This is a genomic window from Paenibacillus sp. BIHB 4019 (genome assembly GCF_002741035.1).
Taxonomy (GTDB): Bacteria; Bacillota; Bacilli; order Paenibacillales; family Paenibacillaceae; genus Pristimantibacillus.
Genome location: NZ_CP016808.1, coordinates 5374869 through 5400261 on the forward strand (window position 1 = coordinate 5374869; position 25393 = coordinate 5400261).

A 25393-nucleotide genomic window follows, 5' to 3' on the forward strand; every position below is an offset into this window, starting at 1 on the left:
AAATGAGACTTGAAGCTTCTTAATCAGCGTATCAGCGTGCAAGCAGCAATTTCATTTGCGTATCCAGCTGTTTATGCAGCGAAATAGGGTCGCTAACGCGGAATTTTTCCAATTGCGTATGATAGACATGATTATTCTTCACTGCAGGCAGAGATTTCCACCATAAAGTAGCAGATAATTGCTTAAACCTTTCGGGATCGACTACCGTCAAAAAGAGATGATCGCCCACATAAAGCGGGAGCTGCTCCTCCGAAATTATGCGATAGGCTTCCTTGTTAATCATTTCCTGCTGAATAATAGCTGGGGCGGCAAGCTCCAGGCCGTCATATAAATTGTAGGCGCCTCTGCACCAGAAATTGCCGAACACATAAATCGAATCCGAGCGAATTTCAATAGAGGAGAACGTTTCGTCACTTGCAACAATATCAGCTAATCGCGCCTTGTGCCGCTCAGTTTTCCGATTGTATTGCACAATCCACTGCTCTGCCTCCTGCTGCTTATTGAACGTTTCCCCCAGCATTCGGAGCAGGGAGAGCGGGTTATGCTCATTACCTGACAACAATAGGGTCGGAGCAATGGTCGACAGCTTGTCGTAATCGTTTTGGCAAGGGGCTAGAATGAGCTCAGGCTGGAGATTGGCTATTTCCTCAAGCTGCATAGGGATGCTGTTGACCTTATGAATATCCGAGCTTAGCTCGCGAAGATGCAAATTATTCGCCAGGTTTTTGGCAGCAGCAACGGGGCGAATGCCAAGCGCAAGCAAATGGCCGAGACAGCTCATCGCGCAAATGTTAACCTGCTGTTTTTTATGATTGCGAATGAATTGGCCGGGTGATATCCCTACGGTTTGCTTAAAGCGCCGATTAAAATAAAACTCGTCCCGATAGCCGACCGTATCGGCAATTTCCTGCAGGCGTCCGCCGCTCAGCAGCAGCTGCTTGGCATGACTTATCCGCAAAGCGGTCATAAAGCCGGAAACATTGGTGCCAGTCAACAGCTTAAACCAATGGGTAAATCGGCGAATGCTGATTTTGGCTTGCTTGGCAAGCTCTTCAACGGATACGTCCTGCTGGTAATTCTCCTTCAACGCAGCGATGATTTCCAGCACAGCCTGCCGCGAGTTTTCTGTTTTTTTGTGCGGTCCGAGATGCTGAAGCAGGCTGCCCATCAGCTTCTGAAAGTTGCCATGTGCGGCCATTTGCTTCTGGGCATCAATTGCATGCTGCTTTTGGGAAATTTCCTTGAGCTCGCGGATTAACGCCTCGAAGGACGGGACGCAAAACTCTCCAGCGTTTAATAGGGAAGACGGATGACTTTCGTTCATATGTATGGAAAAGGTTAAAATCCACAGCGATAGCGGGGATTGATCTGTATTTTCTATCTCAATCGTACAGTGAGGATTTAGCAGAAAGCAGGTGCCGTACATTAAGGAGTGCTCTTCGTTGTTCCAAGTCAGGACACCTTCCCCTTGCTGTGCCACGATCAGCGTGTATGTTGTAAGCTCCTGCTGTGGTACGATTATTGGGTGAGAAAAGCTGCCTTGCAGCATGCCATGCAGTTGAAAGGACAGGGAGTTTACCGGGCTCGCGGCATGCAGCATATTCAAATTCAAAACAAACACCTCTTTTTGAGAATAATTATCAATTAAATTGATTTTACACGAAATGTCCATTCATTACAATGCATCCGATTCGTCCATCAGCCTTCCGATTGGTGCAAAAAAACAGCCGTTCTATCCATTGTGGCACAATTAGGTGTAGCGATATAATAAATGATGTTGAGAATCATTATCGATATATAAAGGGGACTGTGCAAAATGAATGCTTTATTGAACAAGACACCATGGTTATGGACGAGTCTTATGATTATTGTAATGGCAGCGATGATTAGCGCTTGTGGCAGCAGCAACGGGGCTAACTCAGTGCAGGGAGAAGCAGCGCCAGCCGCAGCGGAGAATACGGAATCACAGGCAGCAGCAACGAAAAGCGTGACGGATTCAACGGGCAGAAAAGTAGAAATTCCTAGCTCGCCGCAGCGGGTCGTATATACAGACAATACGGTAGGCGATATTTTGTTATTTGGCATTCAGCCTGTCGGATTAGTGCAAGGCGGTTTGGAAAATGCCGTATATAAAGAGCAAATTAAAGAGGTTGCAGATGTGGGCTGGCCCATTAGTGCAGAGAAGCTGATCGAGCTTCAGCCGGATGTTATTATTACCTCGGTTACGGATGCCGCACAAATTGAAGCAATGTCCAAAATTGCCCCGGTTCTCGTAACGAACGAGTGGGACCCAATGGCAGAACGCATTAAACGAATTGGCGAATGGTTCGGTTATGAAAAAGAGGCAGACGCTTTTCTAAACGAGCATAATGGGAAAGTGGCTGATATGTGGAAGGCTTTGGTCGCGGATGGAACGATCAAAGAGGGTGAAACAGCCTCTGTATTTCAGCATATGTTAACGGCGAATAGGCTGAGCGTATATACAACCAGCTATTTGGCAAGCTTTGTTTATGATAAGGACGGCTTTAAGCCGACTGAACCAATTCAAAAACTAATCGACGATCCAGAAGGCTATGGGTACGTGGATATATCTGCCGAAATGCTGCCGGAGCTGGCTGGCGACCGCATTTTCATCGTCTACATTGATGCAGAAGAAGGCGAAGCGGCCAAAAAAATGATCACCGAGCCGATCTGGAGAGATCTCCCGGCGGTTAAAGCGGGCAAAGTTTATTTCATTGATGGAAGCCTAGGCGTTTCAACTGATCCGCTTGCAAGAGAGAAGCTGATTGAGGTGCTGCCGGGAATTTTGAAGCAGTAGCAGCATAATAGATTTATAACAAGCTAGAAAAACAAAACAAGCCTTTGCATTCCATATGGAACGCGAAGGCTTGTTTTGCTGCGAGTAAAGTGCTGCCAAGTGTTAGTTTAATACATTGCGAATATCGCAGCAAAAATAAAGCCGCCTACGCCAAGCACCGTCAGAAACAGTGGAGGAGCGGATAAAATAATGCCTGCAATCGCCATGCCTTTTCCGCTGGAGGAACGTTTGGAGGCCAAACCGAATATAAATCCGAGCAGGCTGAAAATGAAAATGAGAATAGCAAAATTAATAACGCTGGCCATTCCAGCTGTATCACTGGCATAGGGATTTAGTGCCGTTCCGATAAAACTGAACAAGCCTCCAACGCACAGCAATACGCTGATAATGCCAAAAATAAGCGATATAATCGCTAAGGCCAGCCTATTTTTTGGCTGATTTTTGTTCGCTGCTGATGCAGCCTGTGGTGCGGGGTGCCCAGCAGCGGGAGGAGCTGCTTGACTTGCTGCTGCAGTTGCTTGTCCGGCAGCAACTCGCGGATTGGCAACTGGCCGCCCTGTTTGGGCGCTGGCAGGTCGCACTGCTGAGGGTTGCCCAGGTCTATAGGTCGTCGTTCCTGGTCTTCTAGGCGGTGTTTGCAATAATAGGACTCCCATCTATAGTTATATAGTCTCTCTATACCTTTCAACATTCGTCAAAGTTTTCCAAAATCCTTTTTTGGGATAATTATTTTTTATAAATATTATTTTATATTAACTAGACTATTAAACTAGACTGCCATTAAACAAGAATAGATTTAGTAAACGCCATGATTATGGAAGACAAAGAGCGAGTGAAATAGCGTAATCTAACATAGAAGGTTACAATTAATTTCCAGATTTCTCAAAAAAAGCTTCACAAATGATAGACTCTCGTAGTAATATGAAATCAGCTCCAAAAGTTTGTAAATATTTCCTTATTAGGTGGGTGATGGATTTAAGCTTGAATGCGAACAAAGAAAGGTAAACGGTCCGTCGCAATCGTCTCTCATCCCAGATAACAGCTTAGGCATCTGCCTGAATGAACAATCAACAGGAATTCGCTCGTACTTATAACCTAGTATTCATATTGGAGGAGTGTATTTTTTATGAAAAAGAAAGTAGCTTCTATTGTTGCAGGTATGCTCGTATTTGGTTCATTCGCTTCGATTGTCGCAGCAGAAGAAAATAACGATTCAAGCGATTTTTTCGCTGATTCCTCGCAAATTTTCATTACGGCGCCTGATTGGGTAGCTCCTTTAGCTGTATCGCCTGAGGATAAAGTATGGGGCTATTTGGAAAGCGTAAGAGACCAACTGAATGTTGGCGAAGAGGGCAACATTCGTGATCATTTCCGAATTGTAGAGCAGCAGACCAATAGTACTACGGGAACGATCCATTTTAGGCTGAGCCAGTATGCATCGGGCATTCCTGTATATGGTGCCGATCAGACGCTTCATGTGGACAGTGAAGGACAAGTGACTTCACTGCTTGGAAGCGTTGTGGAAAATGTGCAGGACAAGCTGCCGCAAACGATCGCTCCGGTCATTCCGATTAGCGAAGCAGCTGCGATTGCCGCTGCCGAGGCTGATGTATCGCAGGAGTACGGCACGCTTGGCGAACCGCAAACGACTCCTAAAGCGGAATTATATTATTTCGTGCAGGATGGCGAACCGGTATTGTCTTATATTACGGAAGTGAATGTGCTGGAGCCTGAGCCGCTGCGGGTTAGATATTTTATCGCGGCAGAGACAGGCAGCGTATTGTTTAAATATAATATTTTACATGAAATAACAGGCTCGGGAACCGGTGTGAACGGCGATAGCAAAACGTTTGAAACGAGGCTCGTGGGTTCCTCTTATCAGCTGTATGATGCAACGCGAGGGGGCGGCATTGCAACCTACAGTGCAAATAATGGGGTCTCGCTGCCGGGGACGCTCTTCTCCCGATCAACGAACATTTGGACGGATGGGGCTGCTGTTGACGCTCATGCTTATGCAGCGAAAACCTATGATTATTATTGGCAGAAATTTGGCCGCAACAGCTTGAACAACAATGGCCTGCAGCTCCGCTCCACCGTACATTATTATACGAACTATAACAATGCCTTCTGGAATGGCGTACAAATGGTGTACGGCGATGGCGATGGCGTAACCTTTAAGCCGCTGTCTGGCGATTTGGATGTAGTTGGCCATGAGTTTACGCATGGCGTAACCGAATATACGGCTAATTTGGAGTATTACGGCGAGTCGGGAGCCATTAACGAATCGATCTCTGATATTATCGGCAACTCCATTGAAGGGGATAACTGGCTGATTGGGGATGATATTTACACGCCAAGTATTCCAGGCGACGCAATTCGCTCGCTTGCTGATCCGACCTTGTATGATCAGCCCGCCCATTACAGCAACCGCTATATTGGTTCCTATGATAATGGCGGCGTGCATATCAATAGCGGCATTAACAATAAGGCGTTTTATTTGCTGGCACAGGGCGGAACGTTCAGTGGGGTGAGCGTTACAGGGATTGGCAGAGATCAAGCGGTAAAAATTTACTATAATGCGCTTGTGTACTATTTGTCGACATTCTCTAACTTCTCCGCTACGCGTGCAGCAGTCATCCAATCGGCAACAGAGCTGTACGGCGCCACTTCAACACAAGTAGCATCGGTTAAACAAGCTTATAATGCGGTAGGCGTATATTAATATAATTGAAGGACAATGAAATAGAATAGGGAAGCAAGGCCAATCAGAAAATTCTGGTTGGTCCTTTTTTTTGTGAAAATGTAGAAGGCACATCATGAAAAGCTGCGCATTATCTTCTTGACTGGTCTTGCCTATAACCAACTATCGCGCTATGCTTGTATAAGTATTTATTACATAAGTTAAGGATCGATAAAAATGAAAATCGGATTTTTGGATTCAGGCATTGGAGGTCTAACCGTTATGGCAACGGCGATTCAAATGCTTCCCGCCCAGGATTATCTTTTTATGGCTGATAATTTGCATGTGCCTTATGGAACGAAGTCGAAGGAAGAAGTCAGAGCCTATATTTTGGAGGCCGTTGAGACGATGGTTGGCGAGGGGATGGATGCGCTGGTTGTAGCTTGCAATACGGCCACTAGTATTGCGGTTGCCGAGCTGCGAACGATGTACTCTTTCCCTATTGTCGGTATGGAGCCGGCAGTCAAGCCAGCTGTTGAGATGAACCGCAAGACAGGGAAGAGGGTGCTGGTGTTCGCGACACCGTTGACGCTTCAGCAGCCCAAATATTATGCCCTGGTCTCACGTGTGGACGATGAGGGGATAGTAGATTCCTTGCCCCTTCCAGAGCTCGTCCATTATTGCGAGGAGCTGCAGTTCGACAAAAGCATTATGAGCGACTATTTCCGCTCCAAGCTTGCTGACTATGATTTGGACCGTTATGGCATGATTGTGCTGGGCTGTACCCATTATCCTTTCTACAAAGGGCTGCTCCGCGAAATATTGCCGCCGCACATTCAAATTATAGATGGCAATGTCGGAACGGTAAAACGTCTTATGGCGCTGCTAAGCCGTGTTGGCATGGTAGGCGGCGTACGAAGCGGCAGCGTTCGCTTTATGTGTACCGGCAATGATGCTGCTTACATTGAAAAAATCCGTACCGCATTCGAATTGATCAGCGAGAGCAACATACAGAATGAAGAAACCATGAAAGAATAATGATGGAATAATGAATGAAACAGTCTAAAGCTGATGCCTTCTGCAAGGGGCGGCTTTAGGCTGTTTGCTTTTTCCTCGTGTAATGCCAGTGATAGAAAGCACTCATTTGAGCTTTGTAATCCAGAAGCCAAGCACGACGACAGCGAGTCCGGCGATCGTTTTCCAATTGGGCATTTCCCGCAAAAACATCATGCCAATGATGACACAGACCAAAATTTCAATGCCTTTCGACAAGGTGAGGGCGAAGGTCAAATTGCCAAACCCTTTATACATCAATTTGACACCGAAGCCAATCATGACATTTGCCGCAAAAATGACAGGCAGCAGCTTGAGTTGGTACCAAATCGTGGCCCAGAAAGCGGGATCAATATGCTTGCTTTGATAAGCGAATACGGCATTCACCGCGAATAATCCTCCAAGCAGCAGGGCGACAGCATAAACGAGCAGCATGCGTTTGCGGCTCCTTTCATTCATTCATTGATTCATTCCGTTGCGCTTATATGTTGCCCAAGGGAAAGAATTTTAATAGGAGGCAATTGTGAAATTTATGATGATGACCAGCTTAAATGGAGGCATATGTATATACTGTTATTATGCCTAAATTATTTTTTTTGAAAGGGATATTAGGTTTCATTCGATTTTTTCGCCAAACAAATTTACCCTTTTAACCGATATAAATGAGATAAGTATCCTTATCCTAGAAAAAGACTGTGAGCTAAAGATGTCTTTTTATTTATTTTTTTGTGTATTTATGGGTGAATTTATATGTTGATGGAGCTGAGAATGTGCCGATTATCGGAATTGATCTGGGAACGACGAATAGTCTTGTTACTTGTTATGTGAATGGTGAATGTGTCATTATTCCTAATGCTTTAGGAGAAAAATTAACGCCTTCCGTTGTTAGCGTATTGGAAACGGGAGAAATCATTACGGGAAGTGCCGCAAAAGAACGTCTGGTCACGCATCCGCATTTGACGGCGGCTGTATTCAAGCGGCATATGGGGACAGTGAAAAATTACGATTTGGAGAAATATATTTTCACGCCAACAGAGCTTTCCGCCATTGTATTGAAAGCGCTGAAGGCAGATGCGGAAAGCTATCTGGGGAGTGAAGTTACTGAAGCCATTATTAGCGTACCCGCTTATTTCAATGACCACCAACGGCGCGCTACGAAAGAGGCGGGGCAATTGGCGGGCTTAAAGGTAGAGAGGCTTATTAACGAACCAACGGCAGCGGCAGTTGCTTATGGACTTAATCAAGCGGAGGAAGAACAGCAGTTGCTCATTTTCGACCTTGGTGGCGGTACTTTTGACGTTTCCGTACTCGATATGTTTGATCATGTTATGGAGATTCGAGCAGTAGCAGGGGATAATTTTCTCGGCGGAGAGGATTTTGATGAAGCTTTAATTCGTTATTTTCTGGAGAAGCATCAATTAAAATTGGGCGGTCAAACGAGCAAAGTGTACGCTATGCTTAAAAAGCAGGCAGAATCGTGCAAAATGGCATTAACGACACAAAACCGCTCTGAAATGACCTGTACCATTCATGAAACGACTTACACATTGGAGATTACGGCACAAGACTTCGAGAAACTGGCACTGGAATTGCTGGCTAAGCTTAAAAAGCCATTACAAAAAGCTTTAAAGGATGCTGATATCGCTCCCGAAGAGCTCGACCATGTCGTTCTGGTTGGCGGCTCGACCAAAATGCCAGTTATTCGATTGTTCACGGCAAGATTGTTTGGCCAGCTTCCGCTTAGTCATTTGAATCCTGACGAGGTAGTCGGGATAGGTGCAGGCATTTATGCGGCTATGAAGGAGCGTAATGAAAGCCTGCGGGAAACGGTGCTGACGGATGTTTGTCCATATACGCTAGGGATAGAAATAATAGGCGAGCGGTTTTCTCCCATTATTGAACGAAACACGGTTATTCCATTCAGTAAAGTAGATACATTTTGCAATGTGCATGAAGGTCAGACTGTCATTAACGTTAATATTTTTCAAGGCGAAAGTCGCAAAGTGGCAAATAATCTAAAGTTGGGCGAAATTACAATCGACTTCCCGCCGGCAAAGAGGGCGGGAGAATCAGTTATTGATGTTAGATTTACATACGATATTAATGGGATTTTGGAGGTAGAGGTTGTTTCGCGAATAACGAAGGAGAAGAAGTCCCTTATTATTAAGAACAGCAATACGTCCTTAACGGATGAAGAAATCAGCATTCGCTTGAAGGAAATAGAAAAACTTAAAATTCACCCTAGGGAAGATCATAAAAATCGGTTTTTGCTGGCTAAAGGTGAACGGTTGTATGAGGAGATGCTTTCAGATACACGTCATCAAATTGCGCTGGAAATCGAAAAGTTTGAACAGGTATTAGATCGGCAGAGCCCGCTTGAAATCAATAAGTCAGCGCTAACGTTTGAACAGTATTTGCGCAGTGTGGAGGATTGGCCTGAACGATGACTGAATGGGATATTTTAGGGATTGATCCGACGAGTAATAAAAAAGAAATCCGCAGTGCTTATTCAGCCTTGCTTAAGAAATGCCATCCCGAAGATGATCCGATGGGGTTTATGCGGCTTAGAAGCGCCTACGAACAAGCTTTAAAGCTTGCAGAGAAGGTACAAACACAGCATTTTATACACGACATAGACAATGATTCACTTACGGAGAGCAGCGAAGCACATCTTGTGATTGCCGAAATAGAGGAAGAGGAAACGGCATGCCGATCAACAGATATAGGCTCTGAGTTTGGATATGAATATATTCAGCTGGAGGAACCGTTGGCAGATGCAAGTAGCCATTCAGATATGGTTTATGAGCAGCTGAACATTCTCTATAAAGACGTTTTTAAACGAAGAGATCTTTATGAATGGAGAAAAATGTTTCTGCAGGTTTCCTTGGCTCAACGCGACAATGTCAAAGCGGAGGTCCTTCGTTTTCTGAAGCAGCACGGCCATTTGCCGCATGAGATTTGGAGCTATTTAAATGAGGAATTTTCTTTATTGGAGATAACGAATTTCCCTTGGAAAGCGCTCATACAGTATGACCACGAATTGTCCTTAGATTACTTGGATCCTCATGCAGCTTGTGATTTTGAGCATTATGCTGATTTACGGTTTCAAGTGTTCCAACTGCTTCAGCAAATGCAATATACGGAAAGTATCAAGCTTGGGTTGGAAGCAACGCTGCTGTATGCAGATGATCCTGTGCTTCATCGTCTGTTAGGTATGGCCTATTATAAACGGTCAGAATACGAGCAAGCTATTAGCGCTTTTACGCAAATACTTGATAGAATCCCAGAGCATGAGGATGCCCTTATTTACCGGGGGTATGCGTATCGCCATATAGGTTGGTTTGAAGAAGCTGTTGCGGATTTCAAGCTGGTTATTAAAAATGATGCGTGGCATGCGGAAGCTCGCAAAGGCCTGAATTTATCTCTCTACGCCATGAATCAGCGGAATAAGGGAAGTTCATCGAGTAAACTTCTACCATATGCAATGAAAGGAAGCGACTTAGAGACAGGCCTGTTATATAAGTGCGGCGAGCATTTATTGGTGTGGCCTGAGCCGCCGCCGAAGGGAAACTTTCTGACCTATTTGAAGCAAAACAGCGAGGTTGTGCCGAAAATTATTCTTTTTGGCATTGGTTTTTTAGTAAATGTAGGTTTGGTTATACATGTGTTTTCGCTCTTAGGGGATATTTCAATAATTCCATATTTGCTTATCATTTTGCCGATCCTTTTTCTAATCACATTAATCTACTATATAGACAAATTAGAAAGGTAAACCTATTATGATCAAACAACGTCTTTGGCAGCTTTCGCTAAGTATGACATCGTCTTATGGCTCAGCCGATGACTTGGAAGTTTTGTGCAGCGATCAGCATTTTTGGAAGAAGATAGAGCTCGGTGAGACTGCATTCAGCCCAGAGCTGCTCTATGGTATGCCTGCTGCTCAAGGGGTAAGGAGGACAAGTCAGAAAGAGGGAATCCGGATCTATTTGCGTGATGATTTCGAAATTCCAGATAAAATTCAATTGTCCAAAAAGCTTGATCAATTAGAAAGCGATATTGTAGGCATTTCCTTATTTGATGAAAAAAGACGCATGATCTCAGCGCTGCCGCTTCGTGAAAGAGCCCGAATGCTGGAGGGAATAACCGCTGAAGAAGCTGCCTCGCCGGCTTCTGTTTCTATCGTTGCGCAATATGATTTAACGCTTCCGCCAGCAGGCATCCGCGGTTATGATATTGCGAATTACGTCCTGTTGTGCCGCCTAGGCGCTTTTTTGGACTATTTAACGGAGGAGGAGGTATTCGAGAGGCTGAAATTATCTTCCTCGCTTGCACGGCAATATTTTACGAGCTTTGAACAGTTCGCCTTGTCCTGCGCAGTTGGAGCTCTATTTTTCAGCGGTAAAGATTTTGAAGAGGGCATATTAAGAAACCTATACTCCAGCCTTTATCATCCTTGCAGTTATTGGAAAAATCTCGATTGGGATTTAGATTTGCAGCATTAGCTGCCCTAAATAAATCAGCCCTGTCGTTTCCCAAGAGGAAAGCGAAAGGGCTGATTCGTTCGTTTATTCATATTTTTTAAACGCGGTTTTGTCATCCTGGACGTTTTCCAAATACATGATTTTTCCGTCGTCTGTTAGTTTGGCGATATCGATTCCGGTTTTTGCGTATACGGCGCCGTCGGCTGTTTTGCCGCATACCGCCCAATTTGTCTGGTAAGAGCCGTTGTCTTGCAGCTCCCAGCTATCCCACATATGCTTAATGTCGTTATTGAATTGGTGGAAGGCTTTAATGAAGCTTTCGAAGCCGGTACGTTTCGTGCCATTTAAAACAATCTCTACATCAGGTGTGAAGAGAGCCAGTAGCTTCTCCATCGCCCGCTCGTCCGTGCGGGAGGCGTCAAAAAGTTGGAAATAAACATCTAAAACAGCTGTGTGTGTCGTGTTGGTCATCATCATGGCTCCTAGTCCTTGTGCATATTACGCAAGTTTTAATTTTCAGTTCGATATTTATCAAACTGATGACAGCTTAGCACAACCCGCTGAAATAATGCAAGGAATAGTTGGAATGAAATCGGGCATTGAAACCTCCCGCAGGATATGGTACCTTGAGCAGTATGAGAGCGATGAGAGTACCAGAAGCCAATGAAATGAAGCTCACAACGGTGCTTCACGCGCTGAGCGACCCTGTGCGGCTTAAAATTGTTTTATGTTTGGCCCGAACAGGAGAGAAAAACTGTTCTTCTTTCGAGGTAGAGCATCTGTCCAAATCGACGTTGTCGCATCATGTCAAAATACTGCGCGAAGGAGGAATCATTCAGCCGCGAATTGAAGGCAAGCAGCATTATTATTCGATTCGCCGGGACAATCTGGACTTATGTTTTCCAGGGCTGCTGGATTCCATTCTGGCAACGGACGAGCAGTATATTTGAGAGAATTTGAGGGGGAATACAAAAAAAGCGGCCGCTTGGCCGCTTTTTTGTATGCTCATTAGCGTTTCTCGGATACCGGAACCGCATTGTAATATTCATCGAGCGTAATTTCGCGCTCGTTCAGCTCTTTAGCCAGCTCCTTGCCGACGTAGCGAATGTGCCAAGGCTCATATTTGTAGCCGGTCAAGCTGTCTTTCCCTTCGGGATAACGAATAATATAGCCATATTCCCAGGCATGATCAGCGAGCCAGCCTGCTTCAGGCGTACCTGCAAAACAATCCTCTGCCGCACATTTGCCATCCGCTCCCGTAACATCAATTGCAAGGCCGGTCTGATGCTCGCTCGTGCCTGGAAAAGCGCTGTACATGCGAGCGGCCTCTTCGCCATCTTTTTTCACATAATTGTCGAACAGTGTTTTCTGGCGATCATAAGAACGGTAGCCGGAAACGCCAGCGAGCTGAATGCCATCACCAGATGCTCCGGCGAATAATTGCTCCAAAGCGTCAGCCGCTTCCTTGCGCAGCATGCGCTTGTCGATTTTCTCAGTGAAGGTGAATGCTACGTCGGGATATACCAAATCCTGCGGCTCGTAGCCTTCTGGCAAGCTGTATTGCTTATTTACGAGCACGACGGCTGCCGTAGGGTTCGCTACGACAAGCAAATCGTCAACCGTACCTGACGTTTCTTGCACGGCGGTATCACCCGCTTCCCCAGCAGCATCGGTATTCGTATTGCTTGCTGGCGATTGGCTAGCTACGGGCGATACTGTTTGCTGCGCACCAGAGCAGCCAAAGGCAAACAACAGCAGCAGAACCGTCAAAGCCTGTCCTGTTTTTTTTATCCTCATGTTCAAAAATGCCTCCTTATGTGATCCCTATGACGAATTATATCGGGTACTTGTTTCGAAAAATGCAGAAAATGTATCGAAATTGTAACATTTTTATCCGTAAAAGCATGAGGGTGTTTCAGTCAAGCTGAAACACCGATCGTACCCTATGGTAAAATGGAAGCATTAATGTACGCATTTTGTGCAAGTGGGGTGCCGGATGAATATAAACAGGATAGCAGGGCTTCGCCTGCAAAATCAAGGGATCGCATCAGCTGAAAGCAATTGGTCGCCTAAACAGGTAGTAGGGCAGCTCGGTGCAGTGCAGGCTCAGGATTATATGCAGGCCATGTGGGCGATTGGCCTGCGCTCGCCTGGGGCGACATTGTCCAAGGTGGAGCAGAGCATTAAGGACCGCGAGATGGTGCTGACCTGGACGCAGCGCGGAACGATTCATTTTGTGCCAACAGAGGATGTATTATGGCGGTTGTCCCTTGCTGCTCCACGCTTGCTTCAGCAGTCAAGACGGCGGAGGGAGCAGCTGGAGTTAGATGATGCAACGCTTACGCGCAGCGAAAGCTTGATTCGCAATAGACTGCAAGGGGGAGCGCAGGTTTCGCGCGGAGAACTGCTAGAACAACTGGAGCAGGCTGGCATACGCACGGACAGCCAGCGGGGTTATCATATTTTATGGCACAGCGCCTATAAAGGGCTGATTTGCTTTGGGCCGATAAGCGGCAAGCAGCAAACGTTCGTTTTGCTTGATGAATGGGTGCCAGATGCGCGACAATTGACGCGTGAACATGCGCTTGCCAAGCTCGCTTTGCGATATTTTACCGCGCATGGTCCTGCTACTGTTCATGATTTTGCCTGGTGGACAGGGATGACGCTTGGCGATGCAAGGGAAGGACTGGGAGCCATAAAGGGCCAGCTGGATAGTGAGCGGATGGACGGGAATGACTATTGGATGGTTAAGCAGGCTAATGGTGCTTGGACGAAGCAGGGGGAAAAGAGGCATTTGAAGGCTGAGGAGCAACAGGGCAAAGCTTCTGGCGTTTATTTGCTGCCGGGCTTTGATGAATATATTTTAGGTTACAAGGAACGAAGCGCCGTGTTGAGACCCGACATTGCTCCACGAATCGTTCCTGGCAATAATGGTGTTTTTCTGCCGATGATTGTGATAAATGGACAAGTCGTAGGCACTTGGAAACGTACCGTTAAGAAGAACGGAGTCGATGTCGTCATTCATCCCTTTGAGCCTCTTGATGAATTTAAGGAGGGCATTGAACAGCGTGCAGAAGCTTATGCGAAATTCATGGAGCTGCCGCTGGGGAAGCTGGTGTTTGAACAGGTGGTTAAGTAAGGTGCATAAAAATTACGTCTTCAAAGCGAGCGAGAGCTTTCAATAAATGCGCAGCAAATTAAAGCTTGATGCACATTTTCCCTACATTTTTTCTAAAATGGAATTATCCAATCCAATTGTGTGTAGTTCCATTGTGCTTTTTGATGAAAACGGATGGATTAAAAAATTAAAAGAATTCACTTTATTCCACTTTGCATAAAAGTGAAAATCTGATAGGATATATATTATAGTCTATAGATTTAGTAAGGATTAAAGGGAGGCACTTTTTTCATGGACAAAATGATGCTTGATTCCATAGATGCAACGACACATCTGGATCAACTCGAGGCTGAGGCAATTTATATTATTCGAGAAGTAGCGGCGGAAAGTGAAAATCCCGTGATGCTGTACTCGATCGGTAAGGATAGCTCCGTGATGCTGCATTTGGCGCTCAAAGCATTTTATCCGGAGAAGCCGCCGTTTCCTTTCATGCATATTGATACAACGTGGAAGTTCAAAGAGATGATTGAATTCCGCGACCGCAAGGCGAAAGAATTCGGAATCAACATGCTTGTTCACTCCAATCAGGAAGGGATTGAGCAAGGGATCAACCCATTCGATCATGGTTCCGCATATACGGATATTATGAAAACCCAAGCCCTGAAGCAGGGCCTAGACAAATACGGATTTACAGCTGCTTTTGGCGGTGGAAGACGCGACGAGGAAAAGTCGCGTGCGAAGGAGCGGATTTTCTCATTCCGCAATAAAAATCACGCCTGGGATCCAAAAAACCAGCGGCCGGAAATGTGGAAGCTCTTCAACACAAGAATTAATAAGGGTGAAAGCATCCGCGTATTCCCGATTTCCAACTGGACAGAAAAAGATATTTGGCAATACATTCGCAGAGAGAACATTGATATTGTTCCACTCTATTTAGCGAAAGAAAGGCCTGTCGTTAATCGCGATGGACAGATCATCATGGCGGATGATGAGCGGATGAAGCTGGGGGCCGGTGAGAAGATTGAAATGATGAAGATGAGATTTCGCACATTAGGCTGCTATCCGCTCACTGGCGGCGCCCAGTCCGATGCGGACACGCTGGATGCTATTATTGAAGAAACACTTGGTGCGGTATCCTCCGAACGGACAACAAGGGTGATCGACCAGGAAGAAGCGGGAAGCATGGAAAGACGTAAACGGGAGGGCTATTTCTAAGATGAAGAGTCTGCTTAAATTTATTACTTGTGGCAGTGTGGATGACGGCAAATCCACTTTGATAGGACATATGCTTTATGAGGCTAAGCTTTTGTTCGCCGACCAGGAGAGAGCATTGGAGCTGGACAGCAGGCTGGGCAGCCGCGGCGGCAAAATAGACTACTCCTTGCTTCTTGACGGGCTGATAGCCGAACGTGAGCAGGGGATTACGATTGATGTCGCTTATCGGTATTTTACAACGGATCACCGTTCGTTCATTGTAGCGGACACGCCGGGGCACGAAGAATATACACGCAACATGGCCGTAGGCGCATCTTTTGCGGATCTTGCCATTATTCTGGTGGACGCAACCAAAGGAATTATTACGCAAACGAAGCGCCATACAAGAATTTGTGCCCTCATGGGAATTAAGCATCTGGTCTTGGCGGTAAACAAAATGGATTTGGTGGATTTTGATACGAAGAAATTTGATGAAATCAAAGCAGACTTCGCTCGCACCGCCACAGAATTCCAGTTTGAAAGTATTCAGGTGATCCCTGTTTCTGCAACAGAAGGGGATAACATTACGAAGAAATCGCCTAATACGCCTTGGTACGAGGGGCTTGCTTTGCTACCCTATTTGGAGAGTGTTGATGTTCATTCGAACGACGACGCGAAGCCGTTTATGATGCCCATTCAGCGGGTATGCAGGCCAGACCACACATTCCGCGGATTCCAAGGTCAGATTGAAGCCGGCAGCATCGCAGTTGGCGATGAACTGACAACTCTGCCTAGCCGTGAGAAGGCGAAGGTTAAACGAATTTTTGTAACAGACCAAGACCGGAATTCGGCTCATGCCGGCCAGCCTGTCACGATTCAATTAGATCGGGAAGTCGACGTATCACGAGGTTGTGTGTTTACGAAGGACAATCAGCTCCAAGAGGCCGACAGCTTTAGCGCCACGATTCTTTGGATGGATGATTCTGTCCTGACGCCGGGAAAAAATGTTCTGGTGAAGGTAGGTACAAAGGTTCTTCCTGGTACTGTGACGGCAATTAATCACAAAATCGATATTAATACAGGCAATACGGTTACAGCCGACCATGTGGTTAAGAATGAAGTGGCTAAATGTGAATTTTCATTATCGGATGGTATTATTTTTGACGCGTTTGAAAAAAATAAAAGCATCGGCGGATTTATTCTCATCGATCGTGTAACGAATATGACATCCGCTTGCGGCGTCATTGACGAAGCTCTTCAAAGCGTGGGCAATGCGGGCCAGATCGATACGGAAATCACAAGAGATGTTCGTGCCCAGCAAAAAGGACAGCAGCCATTAACGCTTTGGCTTACTGGTTCAGTTTCGGACAACGTGGCTCTTGCGAAGGGAATCGAGAAACGGTTGGTAGCCAGAGGTTATCATACGATGCTAATCGATAACAGCTTAGGAGAATCTGTGCGGCAAATCGCGGGTTATGCGGCATTGCTAAACGATGCGGGACTTATTGCATTGGTACTGGGCGGTACTGCAAGCGACAACGACCAAGCCATTGCGCAAGAAATAATCGGCCAATCCTTTTTGCCAATCGATGTTGCTGTAAACAGCTCTTCGATCGAGGGAGCGGCCAATGATGCCGTGAAACGTGTTGTGAAGGCTCTCATTCAAGTATAGTTTTGTTTGAATGCCAATGGAGTTATAGTAAATAATGAAACGATTCGATGGAGGCATGATCAGCGGGCGTTCCCTTACGGGACATGCCCGTGGTCATGCCTTTTCCTTTGACTGCTTCTTGGTACGCCTGAGACGTGCAGACACTACCTTGATCGCTTATCCACGGGATGACTAACTCTTGTTGTCAAGGCAAAAACACCTCCAAGATGGTATGCATATCTTCCGACATGGCTGCCTTTTCTTGAAGGTGTTTTAATTTGACTCACGCTAGGGGGTCAGTTCAACTATGAAGCTCCTGGCTTGTTCCTTTTTCAAAATATAAGAATATAAAAGTTTCCCTCTTATACTTCGCTTATATTTCACCGCGAAACGTTGGCTTTACCGCCAGAGGACAGCGGCAGACGTTTGCGCTTGTCCATAAAATAAACCAATTATTTCAAACGCAGCATCATCGTCCATAGATCGGCACTTTCGTAGCCCAGGCGCCACGCAGCAACGCCTGCAAGATCATATTTTTTCGCTATATTGATGCGGGCTTGTACGGTTGAAGCGGTCTCTGCCCAAAATACATAGGTGAAACCATCTTTTACATACGTGTATTTCGTTTGACCGGATGCTACATCAGGCGTAGCTAGAGCATTCGTATCTTTAATGAGCTGCGGCACTTCCTTCATATAAATCGCACGATTGCTGATGAGCGAGCCCGCATTGTCCAGCTTCCACTCGCGAACGTAGAAAGGAATGCCAAGCATCAGCTTTTTGCGGGGAATGCCGTAATCAAGAAACTGCTTTACACCCTCTTCAGCCCACGCCAAGCTGGATACGGAGCCCGCTTCCGGGCCTGTGCTCCAGTGCTCGTCATAAGCCATAATAATAATCGTATCGACAATGCCTGCCAGTGCAGCGTGGTCATACGCCGTCGCTTGGTTCCAGCTGGCGCTGCCGCGCGGCAAATCGATCGATACTTTCATGCCTTTGGCATGAACAGCTTTCGTGAGTGCTTGGACAAAAGCGGTATAGCTTGCCCGGTCTGTCCCAGCTACCTCTTCAAAATCAATATTGAGTCCATAGACACGAAGGGACGCAAGCTTTGTGACGAGGCTGTTAATGAAAGCAGACTGTGCTGCCGAATTGGCAAGAAAGGCGCTCGTCATCTTTTTATCAAACTGGTTGTGCAGGAGCGGCATAACGAGAATGCCTTGCGCCTTCAACGTACTGGCCGTCGCCTCATCCGACATATCGTTCAGCTTGCCGCTTGCATCGCCTAGCTCGAACCAGGTCGGTGAATCAATATCGAGCCCTTGTGTCCCCGCAACATGCCCCAAAATCGTCTGGCTGTTCGAAGAGCCATTCCAGCCCATATAAATCAGCTTTGTGACATTGCTCCATAATACTCGTCCATCCGCATTACGAACGGTGGCGTTCGCGTAGCTTTTGGCGAGTGTGACGGCGGATTCTTTGGTGTGTACGCTTTTAATGATTTTATCGTTTTGATAAACGGATAAATAAGGCTTGTTGGTCCACCAGACGACGTTATTGTATACGACATCGGCGCCCGCATATTTTTTGGCAAAGGGTATCGCAGCTTCCATACTAATAAATGCTTTTACGGTTTTGCCATTTTGCTGTACTTCATAGCTGCGAACATTTGAGAAAACGACCTTGCCTTTCGCAGTATTGGTTACTTCACTGCCCTCTTGCTTGGCTGCGGCTTGAACAGCGTCATAGAGGTAAGCGTATGTTTTGGTGCCGGAAATTTGCCCGCCATCCTTCGTGATCGTGTACACGGCTTTGCCTGCACGCTGAACTTTCTTTTGCGCCGCTGTCACATTGTCCCATACCCACTCATTCGTGGAACGTTTAATAATATGGGCATTGCCCCAATTGGCAGCTTCCTTCTTAGCGGCTGCAAGAGTAGCAAAGCCCCAGCTGTTTTTCGTATTTTCGCCCTGATAGAGCTGGAATTTGGCATAAGATTCGTACACCCAGCCCGGCTGCTGCAAATCTCGAATATGTACTTGACCTAGCTGCTTCGCAGCGGCCTGTGCTTGCTCGTAGGTGCGGTATTCCCATTTGGGATTGGAGGCGCCGCCTTGATATACCTTATACCTTGGAAAATTATCCCATACCCACACCCGGCCCGATATTTGCTCGACATGGCTGTAGGCAAAGCTTTGGGCATAGGCAATCGCCTGCTTCTCGGTTGCAAACTCCTTGAGCGCCGCATCGTTCTGATACACCCGGTACTTCGTCGCGGAGCTCGCGGCCATGCTGCTTCCCGCAGCAAAAGCCTGGCTCAGCATAAGCAGCACCAGCAAAGCGGTCAGCTTTCTCATTTTGAATTTCATAAGCGTTCTATCACTCTCCTCTAGTTTCTCTACTCTATTAGACGCAAAGGGAGGCTGGAGGTTGCGAAGACAGCTGCCTTATTCCATCAGGTAAAAAAATGAAATAAATATGGCGTAGGCGGATAAAAAAGGTGGAAAACAATAACAATAAGGACAGCAAAGCAGGAGGTGGCAGTCATGAAGCGGCTGTATGCGAAGGAAAAGCTCGACGAGGAAGAGGTGGATCTGGAGGAGCTGGAGAGGAGTCTCGGCGAGGTATGGCAGGTCAATCGTTATTTGGGCGGCAATCCGGTGCTGTTCAAGCATCTGGAGCGGCTGCTCAGACAGACGGCTATCGCGCGGCGGGCACAGGAGCTGGAGCTGAAATTTGGACAAGGGGCCGGGCTGGAGCAAAGAGCAGTGCTGAAGCAAGGAATAGAGCAAGGAGCGGCACTGAGTTCGGAAGGAAAACAGCGGGGATGGAGCGGGTCAGAGACTAGGCCTGTGCAAGTCGATAGGGTGAAAATAAAGCTGCTCGATGTGGCGACAGGGCTGGCGGATATTCCGATGGCTTTAGAGAAATGGTGCAGCAAGCGCGGTATGGCGGTCGAAATTGTCGGCGTCGATATCCATCCTAAAATGGTGGAGCTTGCGGCGAAACGCACCGCTCATCAAAAGGCCATTCAGGTACTGCAAGCGGATGGGACGGCTTTGCCTTTCGAGGACAACAGCTTTGACATCGTGTTTAGCAATTTGGCGCTGCATCATTTGGATGATGGGGAAGCGAGCAGCATGCTGGGGGAAATCGACCGGGTCGCGCGGGTCGGCTGGGTCGTAACCGATTTGGAGCGTCACCAGCTGGCGCTGCTATCGGCGCGGATGCTCGCGAAGTTCATCTGGCGCAGCCCGGTGACGAAACATGATGGCCCAATGTCAGTCCAGCGCTCCTATACCGCGAAAGAAGCGAAGGAACTGCTGGTACAGGCCGGTGTTCCCGCCGTCGTGCATCGGCATTTTCCATTTCGCTTGGCGCTTGTATGCCATGCATGACGTTATCATTGTCGGTGCAGGGCCTGCCGGCAGCGTATTGGCTGCATTGCTAGCTGCCTCGGGTGTAAAGGTGCTGCTGCTGGAGCGCGAATCGCTCCCGCGGCGCAAGCCCTGCGGCGAGTCGCTGAATCCAGGCGCAGTCGCCGCGCTTGCGCGCGTGCTGCCCGCTGGCAAATTTGCAGCGATTCGCAGCAGCATGGAGCATTCGCTCATCCATGGCTGGCGGCTGACAAGCGGGAAGGCGGAGCTGCTGGCAGCTTTCCCCGCAGGGCAATTCGGAATGGCCTGCGCCCGCGAAAAGCTGGATTATGCGCTTGCGCTGCATGCTTGCGAGGCCGGTGCGCAGGCCATTGAACAAATGCGGGTGCAGCGCCTTATTTGGGAGGAGGGCCGAGTGGCGGGCGTTGTCGCATATTCCGCAGCGGGGACAGCTATGGAATTTCGGGCGCGCCTCGTCATTGGCGCGGATGGCATTCGCTCGGCAGTGGCCCGCTGCGCGGGGCTGAGCAGCTTCGGCCCGCTGCGCAAAACAGCGTTCACAGCTCGGGTGAGCGGTGTGCGGGAGTTGCAGCCGCGCGTCGAGCTGTTCACCGGGCGCGGCATCGTTGTGGGGCTGGCGCCGATTGGCGGCGGCGAAGCCAATTTGACGCTGGCGCAGCTGTCAGGGAGCGGGAGTGCGGCAGCTTTAGCCGCAGGTTTGAAAGAAAACGGAGCAGTTAAGAAAGTAGCTGGTCATATGGATATGGATACGGATACGGATAAAAATATAGATACAGATACAGATAAAAATATAGATATAGATACAGATACAGATACAGATACAGGAATTGCGATGCTTGAAGCCGCATCGTTCAAAGTTAATGCAAGGGGAAAAGCTCCTGATCCTGCTCAAGCAGGTAACAGGGCTGCTTCTGTTGCGAGCAAGGAGAAGCGCAGCGCTTGGCTGCTGGGAAAAGCGGGTGAGCTGCCCGAGCTTGCCGAGCGCTTGCAGGGTGCGGCTTGCACAGGCGAGGTGCTCGCTTGTGGGCCGTTTGACCGCCGGGTTCGGGCAGCGCAGCAAGCAGGGCTGCTGCTCATAGGCGATGCCGCGGGTTATTACGATCCGCTGACAGGCCAAGGCATTTACCGCGCGCTCAGCAGTGCTGAGCTTGCTGCGCCGCTGCTGCTGCAAGCGCTGGAGAGCGGCAGCGATGCGCCGCTCGTTCAATATGCAGCGATTCAGCAAAGCCGCTTCGCTCCAGCTATCCGGCTGCAGAAGCTGATCGAATGGACGAGCAGGCATGAGCTGCTGTGGCACTCCGCGTTGCGCGGACTTGGCTCGCTGCCAGCCGCCCGCAGCCGCCTTGTAGCAATGATTGGCGATTGCTTGTAAAGAGAGGGTTGCTTGTAAATCGATGTACATACAAGGAGGACTGAAATACATGCATACTTACAACGAGGTAACGATGCGCTGTGAGCCGTTGACCGCGTTCCACTATGCAAGGAAAATCGAAAATTGGCCGCAGCTGCTCCCGCATTATCGCCAGATCCAGTTCCGCTATGGCGGCAGTGAGCGGGGAGGGCTCGTTAAAATGGCTGCCGTTCGGCCGTTCAAACGGTTTCAGTGGCCCGTATGGTGGGAAAGTGAAATGGTTGTCAGCGAGGAGGAACTGATGGTTGGCTACCGCCATGTGCGCGGTGTGACGAAAGGCATGGAGGTGGAATGGCGCATCGTACCGGCCGGCGAGAAGGTTTCTGTATCGATCGTGCATCGCTGGAATGCTCCTCCATGGAGCCGCAGGCTTTTCGCCAGTTTTATTGGCAATTGGTTCGTTTATGCCATTGCGGAGAGAACGCTGCAAGGCTTGAAGCAGAAGGCCGAGCTTGAAGCCGCGTTGGATGCCAAGAAACAAGCCATAGAAGATGATTCCCGGCAATGGACGGATCTGCAATGGGAGGCACTAAGAGAGCAGGTAGCTGAGCAGTTTGCAAACGAAGCAGCAGAGCAAGCCATTTTTCAACAAAGAGAGGCAGGTGGGCGCAATGGCTAATGCGATTAAAGCGGTCATAACGGGAATAGGCTGTGTAACGCCGATTGGCGCAGGCGTGGAACAGCTATGGGAAGGTCTGGTTCGGGGGAAAAGCGCAGTGAGGGAAATTGAGCGTTTTGTACCGGAAGGGCTGCGCAGCCGAATAGCTGCACAAATTCCAGATTTTCAGGCGGAGCGTTATATGGATAAAAAGCGTGCGCATCGCATGGACCGCTATTCGCAGCTTGCCGTTGCCAGCGGCGCATTGGCGCTTCGCGACGCGGGTCTAAATCCCGCCGACCTCGATGCGGATCGGGCGGGCGTATTTATGGGCAGCGCGCTGGGCGGCATCGCCTATGCGGAAGAGCAATGCAGCCGCTACCATAATGGCGGCTTTCGGGCCGTATCGCCGACGCTCGGATTTTCCGTCTTCGGCGGCGCGGCCTCGTGCAATCTTGCCATGGAATTTGGCATGACAGGTTTAAATGAGACGAACGCGATGTCCTGCGCGTCCGGTGCCGTCGCTATTGGCCGGGCGCTGCAAGCGATCCGGCGCGGCGAAGCGGACGTCATTATGGCGGGCGGCTCGGAAGCCCCGCTTGCACCGCTTTCCTTCGGCGCCTTCGACATGCTGCGGGCAATGTCTACTCGCAATGAATCGCCGGATATGGCAAGCCGGCCATTCGACCGCAATCGCGACGGCTTCGTCATGGGCGAGGGCAGTGCCGTGCTCGTCATTGAAGCCGAGCATCATGCAAGGGCGCGAGGCGCGAAAATATATGGCGAGCTGGCCGGCTTTGGGCTGACTAATGATGCCCATCATATGAGCGCGCCGCTCCCATGCGGCACGCAGGCAGCACGGGCCTTGCGGCAAGCGCTGACGAGCGCGGATATGGCGCCGGAGGACATTAACTACGTCAATGCCCACGGCTCTTCGACGCTGCTCAATGATGTGACGGAATCCCGGGTCATTCGCAAAGTATTTGGCAACCATCCGGTAGCTGTTAGCGGCACGAAAGGCTTATACGGTCATCCGCTCGGCGCATCAGGTGCTATTGAAGCAGCCATTACACTGCTTGCGCTGCGCAACGGCTGGCTGCCGCCAACTACCAATCTGGACGAGCCCGACCCAGAAGCGCAGCTGGATTTGGTCGTCAAAAATCCGCGTGCGGTGAAGTCCGCCGCTGCGGTGTCGAACTCCTACGGCTTCGGCGGAGTCAATGCCGTGCTTGCTTTTCGCCAGTATTAAAATGTGCCGGTCATTGACTTATGGCTGAGCCATACCTATTATTGAAAATAGAGTTGACCGTACAAGCGGAAACATCCTGAACAGGGGGTGTTTCCGCTTTTTTGCGTATGTCGATCTGGATAAAAAAGATTTCCTATATAAGGAGGCCATTATTATGAATGCACAAGCTGCTCTTGCCTATGTAGACACATTGCGGGAGGAATTGATTGCACTGCGCAGAGATTTTCACAAGCATCCCGAGGTATTATTCGAGGTGGACCGAACAGCAGAGAAGGTAGCGGATTATTTATCGGAATGGGGCTTGCAGGTTCAACGGCATGTCGGCAAGCATTTTGGCAAAGGCGTTGTTGGCATTCTTGCCAGCGATAAGCCAGGACCGACGATCGTACTGCGAGCAGATATGGATGCCTTGGCGATCACGGAGGAAAATACGTTCGCCTATCGTTCAACGAGCGAAGGGGCTATGCATGCCTGTGGACATGATGCCCATATGACGATGCTGCTTGGAGCAGCTAAAACGCTCAGTCGGCACAGAGACATATGGTCCGGAACAATCAAGTTTGTGTTTCAGCCCGCGGAGGAAAGTGCGCTTCCTAGCCCAATAGATGGGCGGATGATAAGCGGCGGCCGGGATATGATCGAGGCTGGGGTGCTGGACGGCGTTGACCTTTGCTTTGCGCTGCATGTATGGCCCGAGCTGCCTACGGGCGTTGTTGGCATACATCGCAAGGAGGCGATGGCGGCATCCTCTCATTTCCATATCGCTTTTCAAGGATTGAACGGTCATCATAGTACGCCGCATTTGGCTGTAGATGCGCTGTCGATGGCGGTGCAATTTGTTTCTGATGTTAAATTTGCGCTTGCAGTGGAAACGGACCCATGGGAGACAAAGGTGTTCGCATTCGGTACGCTGCACGCTGGTACTGCGATTAATGCCATTGCAGGGGAAAGCAAGCTGAGCGGGACGTATCGCGTTTTTCACCCGGATCTGACTGCACAAATACATCGGTTGCTGGAAAAGAGAGCAGATGCCGTAGCCAGTACATATGGCGGCACTTATACGTCGCAATATCGGCTAGGAACGCCGCTGCTTAATGATGCGGAAGCTGTTCAACTGACTGTTCGGGCTGGGCGAATCGCCTTGGGTGACGATAAGGTTGTGATTTTGGAGAAGCCCAGCCTTGCTGGGGAGGATTTTGCGCTGTATGTACAGGAGGTGCCGGGAGCATTCGCGTTTATTGGCATCGCCAACCCGTCAGCCCAAACGGTGTATCCGGTGCATCATCCCTTATTCGATATCGATGAAGAGGTGCTGACGGAAGGGGCAAAGCTGTTCGTGCAATGGGTGCAGCAGGCAGGGGAGGAGTATGTGAGCCAATAAGGCTTTCATACCCCCTTTCCAAAACCTAGCCCATGCGTTATAATAAATCGTAAAGTTTACGAATAAACAAAAGGAGACGACAAGGATGGCTAAAAAATCAAAAGTAGTAAGGGAAAGAAAAAGACAGGAGACGGTTGCGCGTTATGCCGAGCTTCGCAAGCAGCTCAAGGACAACAAGGATTATGTTGGGCTTAGCAAGCTGCCGCGCGACGCATCGCCAACCCGGCTGCATCACCGCTGCGAGCTGACGGGCAGGCCGCATGGCTACTTGCGTAAATTTAAAGTGTCGCGGATCGCATTTCGCGAGCTTGCCTACAAAGGGCAAATTCCCGGCATCAAGAAAGCAAGCTGGTAATGTAGG

22 protein-coding genes and 1 pseudogene are annotated in these 25393 nt (G+C 48.6%); 16 read left to right on the forward strand and 7 right to left on the reverse strand.

What is annotated here, in order from left to right:
* Positions 1 to 31: 31 nt before the first annotated feature.
* Entirely contained in the window at positions 32 to 1612 is a 1581-nt protein-coding gene (locus BBD42_RS23440) for a helix-turn-helix domain-containing protein (protein WP_172455599.1), read from the reverse strand.
* Between the two features lie 204 nt (positions 1613 to 1816).
* Here BBD42_RS23440 and BBD42_RS23445 point away from each other — a divergent pair, with 204 nt between their 5' ends.
* Positions 1817 to 2818 (forward strand): ABC transporter substrate-binding protein, encoded by a 1002-nt coding sequence (locus BBD42_RS23445; RefSeq protein WP_099520108.1) that lies wholly within the window; start codon positions 1817 to 1819, stop codon positions 2816 to 2818.
* Positions 2819 to 2925: 107 nt separating this feature from the next.
* Here the strand turns inward: BBD42_RS23445 and BBD42_RS23450 are convergent, their stop codons facing one another.
* Entirely contained in the window at positions 2926 to 3459 is a 534-nt protein-coding gene (locus tag BBD42_RS23450; RefSeq protein WP_150131596.1) for an Asp23/Gls24 family envelope stress response protein, read from the reverse strand.
* Positions 3460 to 3944: 485 nt separating this feature from the next.
* On the opposite strand from BBD42_RS23450, the gene BBD42_RS23455 reads away from it, so the two are divergent.
* Together BBD42_RS23455 and murI are read left to right on the forward strand one after the other, a co-directional pair.
* On the forward strand, positions 3945 to 5540 hold the full coding sequence (locus tag BBD42_RS23455; RefSeq protein WP_099520110.1) for a M4 family metallopeptidase: 1596 nt from the start codon (positions 3945 to 3947) through the stop codon (positions 5538 to 5540).
* Between the two features lie 195 nt (positions 5541 to 5735).
* Positions 5736 to 6536: a glutamate racemase gene (gene murI / locus BBD42_RS23460; protein ID WP_099520111.1), complete on the forward strand. Its 801-nt coding sequence runs from the start codon at positions 5736 to 5738 to the stop codon at positions 6534 to 6536.
* A 102-nt stretch (positions 6537 to 6638) separates the two neighbouring features.
* Here the strand turns inward: murI and BBD42_RS23465 are convergent, their stop codons facing one another.
* Positions 6639 to 6986, reverse strand: coding sequence for a hypothetical protein (locus BBD42_RS23465; protein ID WP_099520112.1), 348 nt, complete (start codon positions 6984 to 6986; stop codon positions 6639 to 6641).
* A gap of 335 nt (positions 6987 to 7321) precedes the next feature.
* Here BBD42_RS23465 and BBD42_RS23470 point away from each other — a divergent pair, with 335 nt between their 5' ends.
* From BBD42_RS23470 to BBD42_RS23480, 3 genes are read left to right on the forward strand one after another with little or no spacing between them, the layout of a single operon-like run.
* On the forward strand, positions 7322 to 8998 hold the full coding sequence (locus BBD42_RS23470; protein ID WP_099520113.1) for a molecular chaperone HscC: 1677 nt from the start codon (positions 7322 to 7324) through the stop codon (positions 8996 to 8998).
* Complete coding sequence (locus tag BBD42_RS23475) at positions 8995 to 10323, forward strand: J domain-containing protein (RefSeq protein ID WP_099520114.1); 1329 nt, start codon at positions 8995 to 8997, stop codon at positions 10321 to 10323. The genes BBD42_RS23470 and BBD42_RS23475 overlap by 4 nt, the downstream gene beginning before the upstream one ends.
* 7 nt (positions 10324 to 10330) lie before the next feature.
* Complete coding sequence (locus tag BBD42_RS23480) at positions 10331 to 11053, forward strand: DUF1266 domain-containing protein (protein ID WP_099520115.1); 723 nt, start codon at positions 10331 to 10333, stop codon at positions 11051 to 11053.
* A gap of 63 nt (positions 11054 to 11116) precedes the next feature.
* Here the strand turns inward: BBD42_RS23480 and BBD42_RS23485 are convergent, their stop codons facing one another.
* Entirely contained in the window at positions 11117 to 11503 is a 387-nt protein-coding gene (locus tag BBD42_RS23485) for a nuclear transport factor 2-like protein (protein ID WP_099520116.1), read from the reverse strand.
* Positions 11504 to 11667: 164 nt separating this feature from the next.
* Here BBD42_RS23485 and BBD42_RS23490 point away from each other — a divergent pair, with 164 nt between their 5' ends.
* Positions 11668 to 11982 carry an ArsR/SmtB family transcription factor gene (locus tag BBD42_RS23490; protein ID WP_481855987.1) on the forward strand — a complete coding sequence of 105 codons (315 nt, stop codon included), beginning with the start codon at positions 11668 to 11670 and terminating at the stop codon, positions 11980 to 11982.
* Positions 11983 to 12040: 58 nt separating this feature from the next.
* Here BBD42_RS23490 and BBD42_RS23495 read toward each other — a convergent pair whose 3' ends face one another.
* The gene (locus tag BBD42_RS23495) at positions 12041 to 12829 is read right to left on the reverse strand and encodes a M15 family metallopeptidase (protein WP_099520118.1); all 789 of its coding nucleotides are present in this window, start codon (positions 12827 to 12829) and stop codon (positions 12041 to 12043) included.
* 199 nt (positions 12830 to 13028) lie between these two features.
* Between BBD42_RS23495 and BBD42_RS23500 the strand changes: the two genes are divergently transcribed.
* The 3 genes from BBD42_RS23500 (at position 13029) to BBD42_RS23510 (ending at position 17016) form a co-directional block, all read left to right on the forward strand.
* Complete coding sequence (locus tag BBD42_RS23500; RefSeq protein WP_099520119.1) at positions 13029 to 14171, forward strand: winged helix DNA-binding domain-containing protein; 1143 nt, start codon at positions 13029 to 13031, stop codon at positions 14169 to 14171.
* 270 nt (positions 14172 to 14441) lie between these two features.
* Positions 14442 to 15365: a sulfate adenylyltransferase subunit CysD gene (cysD, locus tag BBD42_RS23505; RefSeq protein ID WP_237163205.1), complete on the forward strand. Its 924-nt coding sequence runs from the start codon at positions 14442 to 14444 to the stop codon at positions 15363 to 15365.
* A 1-nt stretch (position 15366) separates the two neighbouring features.
* Positions 15367 to 17016 (forward strand): GTP-binding protein, encoded by a 1650-nt coding sequence (locus BBD42_RS23510; protein ID WP_099520120.1) that lies wholly within the window; start codon positions 15367 to 15369, stop codon positions 17014 to 17016.
* Between the two features lie 34 nt (positions 17017 to 17050).
* On the opposite strand, the pseudogene BBD42_RS31600 reads toward BBD42_RS23510, so the two are convergent.
* Positions 17051 to 17173 (reverse strand): annotated as a pseudogene (locus tag BBD42_RS31600) (IS3 family transposase); the annotation flags it as partial.
* A gap of 274 nt (positions 17174 to 17447) precedes the next feature.
* Complete coding sequence (locus tag BBD42_RS23515) at positions 17448 to 19364, reverse strand: glycosyl hydrolase family 18 protein (protein WP_099520121.1); 1917 nt, start codon at positions 19362 to 19364, stop codon at positions 17448 to 17450.
* A 177-nt stretch (positions 19365 to 19541) separates the two neighbouring features.
* Here BBD42_RS23515 and BBD42_RS23520 point away from each other — a divergent pair, with 177 nt between their 5' ends.
* The 6 genes from BBD42_RS23520 (at position 19542) to rpsN (ending at position 25387) form a co-directional block, all read left to right on the forward strand.
* Entirely contained in the window at positions 19542 to 20393 is an 852-nt protein-coding gene (locus BBD42_RS23520; RefSeq protein WP_099520122.1) for a methyltransferase domain-containing protein, read from the forward strand.
* Complete coding sequence (locus BBD42_RS23525) at positions 20386 to 21765, forward strand: NAD(P)/FAD-dependent oxidoreductase (RefSeq protein ID WP_172455600.1); 1380 nt, start codon at positions 20386 to 20388, stop codon at positions 21763 to 21765. Before BBD42_RS23520 ends, BBD42_RS23525 begins: the two co-directional genes overlap by 8 nt.
* 49 nt (positions 21766 to 21814) lie before the next feature.
* Positions 21815 to 22423 carry an SRPBCC family protein gene (locus BBD42_RS23530; RefSeq protein ID WP_172455601.1) on the forward strand — a complete coding sequence of 203 codons (609 nt, stop codon included), beginning with the start codon at positions 21815 to 21817 and terminating at the stop codon, positions 22421 to 22423.
* Complete coding sequence (locus tag BBD42_RS23535; RefSeq protein WP_099520125.1) at positions 22416 to 23651, forward strand: beta-ketoacyl-[acyl-carrier-protein] synthase family protein; 1236 nt, start codon at positions 22416 to 22418, stop codon at positions 23649 to 23651. Before BBD42_RS23530 ends, BBD42_RS23535 begins: the two co-directional genes overlap by 8 nt.
* Before the next feature lie 154 nt (positions 23652 to 23805).
* Positions 23806 to 25032: a M20 metallopeptidase family protein gene (locus tag BBD42_RS23540; RefSeq protein ID WP_099520126.1), complete on the forward strand. Its 1227-nt coding sequence runs from the start codon at positions 23806 to 23808 to the stop codon at positions 25030 to 25032.
* 85 nt (positions 25033 to 25117) lie between these two features.
* Positions 25118 to 25387: a 30S ribosomal protein S14 gene (rpsN, locus tag BBD42_RS23545; protein ID WP_099520127.1), complete on the forward strand. Its 270-nt coding sequence runs from the start codon at positions 25118 to 25120 to the stop codon at positions 25385 to 25387.
* The last annotated feature ends 6 nt before the right edge of the window (positions 25388 to 25393 follow it).

What these genes read in the sequence shown, in the direction of transcription:
- BBD42_RS23445 (WP_099520108.1), top strand. Translation starts at nt 1,817, where the DNA reads ATGAATGCTTTATTGAACAAGACACCATGGTTATGGACGAGTCTTATG.
- BBD42_RS23455 (WP_099520110.1), top strand. Translation starts at nt 3,945, where the DNA reads ATGAAAAAGAAAGTAGCTTCTATTGTTGCAGGTATGCTCGTATTTGGT.
- murI (WP_099520111.1), top strand. Translation starts at nt 5,736, where the DNA reads ATGAAAATCGGATTTTTGGATTCAGGCATTGGAGGTCTAACCGTTATG.
- BBD42_RS23465 (WP_099520112.1), bottom strand. Translation starts at nt 6,986, where the DNA reads ATGCTGCTCGTTTATGCTGTCGCCCTGCTGCTTGGAGGATTATTCGCG.
- BBD42_RS23475 (WP_099520114.1), top strand. Translation starts at nt 8,995, where the DNA reads ATGACTGAATGGGATATTTTAGGGATTGATCCGACGAGTAATAAAAAA.
- BBD42_RS23480 (WP_099520115.1), top strand. Translation starts at nt 10,331, where the DNA reads ATGATCAAACAACGTCTTTGGCAGCTTTCGCTAAGTATGACATCGTCT.
- BBD42_RS23485 (WP_099520116.1), bottom strand. Translation starts at nt 11,503, where the DNA reads ATGACCAACACGACACACACAGCTGTTTTAGATGTTTATTTCCAACTT.
- BBD42_RS23490 (WP_481855987.1), top strand. Translation starts at nt 11,668, where the DNA reads ATGAGAGCGATGAGAGTACCAGAAGCCAATGAAATGAAGCTCACAACG.
- BBD42_RS23495 (WP_099520118.1), bottom strand. Translation starts at nt 12,829, where the DNA reads ATGAGGATAAAAAAAACAGGACAGGCTTTGACGGTTCTGCTGCTGTTG.
- BBD42_RS23500 (WP_099520119.1), top strand. Translation starts at nt 13,029, where the DNA reads ATGAATATAAACAGGATAGCAGGGCTTCGCCTGCAAAATCAAGGGATC.
- cysD (WP_237163205.1), top strand. Translation starts at nt 14,442, where the DNA reads ATGGACAAAATGATGCTTGATTCCATAGATGCAACGACACATCTGGAT.
- BBD42_RS23510 (WP_099520120.1), top strand. Translation starts at nt 15,367, where the DNA reads ATGAAGAGTCTGCTTAAATTTATTACTTGTGGCAGTGTGGATGACGGC.
- BBD42_RS23515 (WP_099520121.1), bottom strand. Translation starts at nt 19,364, where the DNA reads ATGAAATTCAAAATGAGAAAGCTGACCGCTTTGCTGGTGCTGCTTATG.
- BBD42_RS23520 (WP_099520122.1), top strand. Translation starts at nt 19,542, where the DNA reads ATGAAGCGGCTGTATGCGAAGGAAAAGCTCGACGAGGAAGAGGTGGAT.
- BBD42_RS23525 (WP_172455600.1), top strand. Translation starts at nt 20,386, where the DNA reads ATGCATGACGTTATCATTGTCGGTGCAGGGCCTGCCGGCAGCGTATTG.
- BBD42_RS23530 (WP_172455601.1), top strand. Translation starts at nt 21,815, where the DNA reads ATGCATACTTACAACGAGGTAACGATGCGCTGTGAGCCGTTGACCGCG.
- BBD42_RS23535 (WP_099520125.1), top strand. Translation starts at nt 22,416, where the DNA reads ATGGCTAATGCGATTAAAGCGGTCATAACGGGAATAGGCTGTGTAACG.
- BBD42_RS23540 (WP_099520126.1), top strand. Translation starts at nt 23,806, where the DNA reads ATGAATGCACAAGCTGCTCTTGCCTATGTAGACACATTGCGGGAGGAA.
- rpsN (WP_099520127.1), top strand. Translation starts at nt 25,118, where the DNA reads ATGGCTAAAAAATCAAAAGTAGTAAGGGAAAGAAAAAGACAGGAGACG.